We start from the raw sequence: 5,308 nt of genomic DNA, 5'->3' as shown, positions 1-5,308 counted from the left end.
GCTGATCGCGCCGCCGACGACGACGATCGCCTGCGCGGCCAGTAGCCGGCTGCCGAATCCGACACTGCGGCGCCCGGGCCTCCGCCCTGCTGCCGCCGGTGGGGGTGGTGTGGTCACTGCCCGGCTCCCATGCGGTATCCGACCCCGCGCACGGTGCGCACGAACACCCCGCGGGTGGCGTCGTCGCCGAGTTTGCGGCGCAGGTGCCCGATGTGCACGTCGACCAGGTGTTCGTCACCGACCCAGCTCGGCCCCCACACCGCGGTGATGAGCTGCGCCCGGGTGAACACCATGTTGGGGTGTGCGGACAGCGCGGCGAGGAGGTCGAATTCGGTGCGGGTCAAGGCGATCGGGGTACCGTCGACCCACACCTCGCGGCCGGCCGCATCGAGGGTCAACGACCCGAACGTACGGCGGCCGGTATCGGTGCCGGACTGCGCGGGGGTGCGGCCGTCCCCGGTCGAGGGTCGGGGGCGCCGCAACATGGCCTGGATGCGGGCGATGAGTTCACGCGGACTGAAGGGTTTGGTCATGTAGTCGTCGGCGCCGACCGACAGGCCGACCAGGGTGTCGATCTCGTCGGCGCGGGCGGTGAGCATGACGACGTAGGCGTCGGAGAACGTGCGCAGCTGCCGGCACACCTCGATCCCGTCCAGACGCGGCAACCCCAGATCGAGCACCACGACATCCGGATCGACCTGCCGGGCGCGCTCGACGGCGTCGAGCCCGTCGTGCACGAGCGTGACCTCGCAGCCGGCGCGTTCGAGGTAGGTGCCCACCACCCGGGCCAGCGCCACTTCGTCTTCGACCACCAGCGCCCGCAGGCCGCTCGGGGGGACCGCTGCGCTCGAGGCAGAGGCGGGGACGAGCTGATCGGAACCGGAGGCCATGTCCCATCGTGACCGCCGCGGCGGGCCGGTGGCGACGTTCTTCAGCGAACCTTCATCGAACGCCAACCCGCGGCGTCGGGTAACGGGCCCAGACTCGGATCCGGGCCTTTCGAGGAAAGGAGCGGCCGTGATGTGGGGATCGGGCGCAGTGGGCTGGGCCGGCTGGATGGTGATGGCGCTGACGATGATCGGTTTCTGGGCGTTGGTGGCCTTCGGCATCGCCGCGCTGTTCCGCACCGGTCACCGCACCGGCACCCCGCCACCGCCGGCCGATCCGCTGCGCGTCCTCGACGACCGTTTCGCACGGGGCGAGATCGACGCCGACGAGTACCAAGCCCGGCGGCGGGCGCTGCGTCCCTATCGGTGAGCGGCGCCGACCTCGTGTCGTCCGTTGTCGTCCCAACGTTTCCAGGAGATGTGTGTGGTGCAGATGTCCCGCCGTATGTTTCTGCTCGGTGCGTCCGCGGCCGCCGGGGCGATGGCCCTCGGTGGGCCGGTCGGCTGCGCCCGCCCCGGTGTAGCGGGAAATCCGGTCGGGCCGGGCGCCGAGGCGGTGCGCCGGCTCGAGGCCCAACGCCGTACCACCGGGCAGGCGGTGGTCGCCGCGCAGGTGACGGCGCGGCCTGTGCAGGTCGACCTCGGCGGTACGGTTGTCTCGACCTGGGGCTACGGTGACACGCTGCCCGGTCCGCTGCTGCGGGCCCGGGCCGGGGATCTGCTGCAGGTGCGGGTCGACAACCGACTCGAGGCCGACACCAGCATCCACTTCCACGGCATCGCGATGAGCAACGACATGGACGGGGTACCGGGGCTCACGCAGGAGCCCATCGTCGCCGGGGAGTCGTTCACCTACGAATTCACGCCCCCGCATCCGGGCACCTACTTCTACCACTCGCATACCGGGCTGCAGCTCGACCGCGGCCTGTACGGGGTGGTGGTGATCGACGACCCGGCCGAGCCCGGCGGTTATGACGACGAATGGGTCGTCGTGCTCGACGACTGGGTCGACGGCACCGGCCGCACCCCCGACGATGTCGCCCGCGAACTCGGCATGCCGGCCCCCGGCCGGCCCGCCCCCCGCGCGGGTGGGATGGGCTCGATGATGGACCACGGCGCGATGGGCGGCATGGGCTCGATGATGGGTGCAGAGAGCATGCGCTCGGACCTGCTCGGCGGTGCCGGCGACGTGAACTACCCGTACTACCTGCTCAACGGCCGCACCCCCGTCGACCCGGTGACCCTGACCGCCGCCCCGGGGCAGCGGGTGCGGATCCGGCTGGTCAATGCCGCCTCGGACACCGCCTTCCGCGTCGGGCTCGGTGGACATGCGATGACGGTCACCCACAGTGACGGTTTCCCCGTGTCCCCCCGGAACACCGACGCGGTGCTGATCGGTATGGGCGAACGGTTCGATGTGCTGGTCACCCTCGCCGACGGGGTGTTCCCGCTCTACGCCGCCGCCGAAGGCAAACCCGGCCACGCGGTGGCCGTCGTGCGCACCGCCGCCGGGACGGCCACCACCGATACCCGGCCCGGCGAGCTGGATCGGCGGGTGCTGCTCGGCACCGCCCTGTCCCCGGCCGAGCAGGTGCGGCTGCACCGACGATCCCACGACAACTACCTGAGCGTCGACATGGGCGGCACGATGGCCCCGTACCGGTGGATGCTCAACGGCGCTACCTTCCCCGACACCGCGCCGCTGACCGTCGCCCAGGGACAACGGGTACGGATGCGGTTACGGAACATGTCGGCCATGTTCCACCCGATGCACGTGCACGGACACACCTTCGCCCTGGTCGACGGCGGAGCCCGCAAGGACACCGTGACGGTGCGTCCGATGCAGACTGTGGAAATCGAGTTCGACGCCGACAACCCGGGCCAGTGGGCCCTGCACTGCCACAACGCCTACCACCAGGAAGCCGGAATGATGACGACCCTGTCCTACCGCGCCTGAGAAGACGGAGCCTGCGTATGACGACTCCTCCCGGCGAGCACCCCGCCACCGCCGAAGCCATGAGCACCCCACCGGTGGCCGTGCCGGCCCGCAAGGGCCCGCCGGCCGCGACCTGGAACGCCGTGTCCGCGGCCCTCGGCACGGTGATGGGGCTGGCGCCGCACGTGCTGCACCACGTCGGCCTGATCGCCGGGGCCGCGCTGGTCACCGGCGCCGGGGGCAACCTGTTGTTCTTCGCCCTCGGGGTGGTGTTCTCGATTCCGCTGCTGCGCCGGCTGTTCCGGCGGTTCCACACCTGGAAGGCCCCGGCGATCGCCCTGGTGGTGTTCGCGGCGATGTTCTCGCTCTCGGCGTTCGTGCTCGGACCGGCTCTGACCGGCCCCTCGGCCCCGAACCCTGCGCCGGCGCCGGGACCGAGCTCGGTGCCGACCACCACCGTCCCGGCCGACCACGGCGAACACCACAGCGGCTGAGGGACTGTAACCGCAGGGCCCGGCGGTACCCGTTTCGGGGGATGCAGAGTCTTCAACAGATCTTCACCGAACCACCAGCCGAAACCCCCACCGCGGCGGGAAGAGTCATCGGCGCACGGCTCCGGTACCCACCGACCCGCACATCCGGAATCCGAGGAGGCGAGATGGCTGATCATCGCCGGGGCACTGGTACCGACGAGCACGGACCCTGACCGAGACCCGGACTTCTTCAACGGATCTTCATCCAACCACCAGAAGATGCCGGGGCGGGGCGGGGCAGACTCGGACTCGATCAGCGATGACCGTTCACCGGTGTCGGCTACCGGTACTGCGGTTCGGCGGAACCGCACTGCGTACGGGGGCGAGTAATGCGTCCCCGCTATCAGAGGGAGGGACCGGATCGAATGAACCGAACCACCGTTCTCGAAGTAGGCGGCCTGCACTGGGCGACGTCGACGCCGGCCATCGAATCGACCCTGCTGCGCCGACCGGGCGTGACCGCGGTGGAGGCCAACGCGGTGAACCAGACCGCCACCGTCACCTACGATCCGGACCGCACGTCGGTGGCGGAGCTGTCGAAATGGGTGCGGGACTGCGGCTATCACTGCGCCGGCCGCTCGGTGCCCGAGCACGTGTGCGACCCGATGAGCGAACCGGCTCCGGGCCCGGGCACACCCGCACATCCCCCGCAGCCGGCGGCGCACGAGATGCCCGGCGGGCACACCGCGCAGGAGCTGATGGGTCACGGCGGTCACGCCGGGATGTCGATGGACGCCATGGTCCGCGACATGCGCAATCGGTTCCTGGTGGCGTTGGTGCTGTCGATCCCGATCATGTTGTGGTCGCCGATGGGTCGCGAGATGTTCGGGTTCACCGTCCCGGCGCCGTTCGGCCTGCGCGACGACGTGTTCACCCTGTTGCTGAGCCTGCCGGTGATCTTCTACTCGTCGTGGATCTTCTTCGACGGCGCCTACCGGGCGCTGAAGGCCCGGACCCTGGACATGATGGTGCTCGTCGCCGTCGCGATCGGCACCGGCTGGCTCTACAGCGTGGGCGTGACACTGACGGGCGGCGGCGAGGTGTTCTACGAGGCCGCCTCCGTGCTGGCGAGCTTCGTGCTGCTCGGGCACTGGTTCGAGATGCGCGCCCGCGGCGGCGCCAACGATGCCATCCGGACCCTGCTCGAACTCGCCCCGCCGATGGCGGTGGTACTGCGCGACGGGCAGCCGGTGGAGATCCCCACCGCCGAGGTCGTGGTCGGGGACCTCCTCCTGATCCGACCGGGGGCGAAGATCCCGGTCGACGGCACCGTCGAGACCGGCAGTTCCGAGGTCGACGAATCCATGGTCACCGGGGAATCCCTGCCGGTGACCAAGGCCGAAGGGTCCGAGGTGATCGGTGCGTCGATCAACACCACCGGCACCCTGCGGGTACGGGCGACCAAGGTCGGCTCCGACACCGCGCTCGCGCAGATCGTCGCGCTGGTGCAGGAGGCCCAGAATTCCAAGGCACCCGGCCAGCGCCTGGCCGATCGCGCCGCATTCTGGCTGGTGCTCGTCGCCCTGATCGGGGGGCTGGGCACGTTCGTGGTGTGGTGGGCGGTCGAAGGGGATGTGCAGCGGGCGCTGCTGTTTGCCATCACCGTCGTGGTGATCACCTGCCCCGACGCGCTCGGGTTGGCCACCCCGACCGCGATCATGGTCGGCACCGGTCTCGGCGCCCAGCGCGGCGTGCTGTTCAAGAACGCCACCGCCCTCGAGACCTCGGCCCGCATCGACACCGTGGTGATGGACAAGACCGGCACCTTGACCAAGGGCGAGCCGGAGGTCACCGACGTCGTCGTCGACGGTCTCACCGAGGACGAGCTGCTGACTCTGGTGACGGCGGTCGAACGCGAATCCGAGCATCCTCTCGCCGGTGCGATCGTGCGCTATGCCGCCGCCCGCGGCCTTCCCGCGGTGTCGTTGGAGAACTTCCGCAACGTGCCCGGA

5 protein-coding genes are annotated in these 5,308 nt (G+C 70.3%); 4 read left to right on the top strand and 1 reads right to left on the bottom strand.

The annotated features are described in order from the left end of the window. Positions 1-113: 113 nt before the first annotated feature. The gene (locus CQZ88_RS28025) at positions 114-815 is read right to left on the bottom strand and encodes a response regulator transcription factor (protein ID WP_102800611.1); all 702 of its coding nucleotides are present in this window, start codon (positions 813-815) and stop codon (positions 114-116) included. A gap of 205 nt (positions 816-1,020) precedes the next feature. Here CQZ88_RS28025 and CQZ88_RS28020 point away from each other — a divergent pair, with 205 nt between their 5' ends. From CQZ88_RS28020 to CQZ88_RS28005, 4 genes are all read left to right on the top strand, one after another. Continuing rightward, positions 1,021-1,257 (top strand): SHOCT domain-containing protein, encoded by a 237-nt coding sequence (locus tag CQZ88_RS28020; RefSeq protein ID WP_037201187.1) that lies wholly within the window; start codon positions 1,021-1,023, stop codon positions 1,255-1,257. 48 nt (positions 1,258-1,305) lie between these two features. After that, positions 1,306-2,844 (top strand): multicopper oxidase family protein, encoded by a 1,539-nt coding sequence (locus CQZ88_RS28015; RefSeq protein WP_180987099.1) that lies wholly within the window; start codon positions 1,306-1,308, stop codon positions 2,842-2,844. 17 nt (positions 2,845-2,861) lie between these two features. Beyond that, the gene (locus tag CQZ88_RS28010) at positions 2,862-3,317 is read left to right on the top strand and encodes a hypothetical protein (RefSeq protein WP_102800606.1); all 456 of its coding nucleotides are present in this window, start codon (positions 2,862-2,864) and stop codon (positions 3,315-3,317) included. A 404-nt stretch (positions 3,318-3,721) separates the two neighbouring features. Further along, positions 3,722-5,308: cation-translocating P-type ATPase (locus tag CQZ88_RS28005; RefSeq protein WP_258008845.1), on the top strand; the 1,587-nt coding region annotated here is incomplete at its 3' end.

This window comes from Rhodococcus sp. ENV425 (assembly GCF_002887785.1).
Lineage (GTDB): Bacteria > Actinomycetota > Actinomycetes > Mycobacteriales > Mycobacteriaceae > Rhodococcus > Rhodococcus aetherivorans.
The sequence above is the reverse complement of the archived record's forward strand: the minus strand, read 5'-3'. Positions and strand labels throughout refer to the sequence as shown.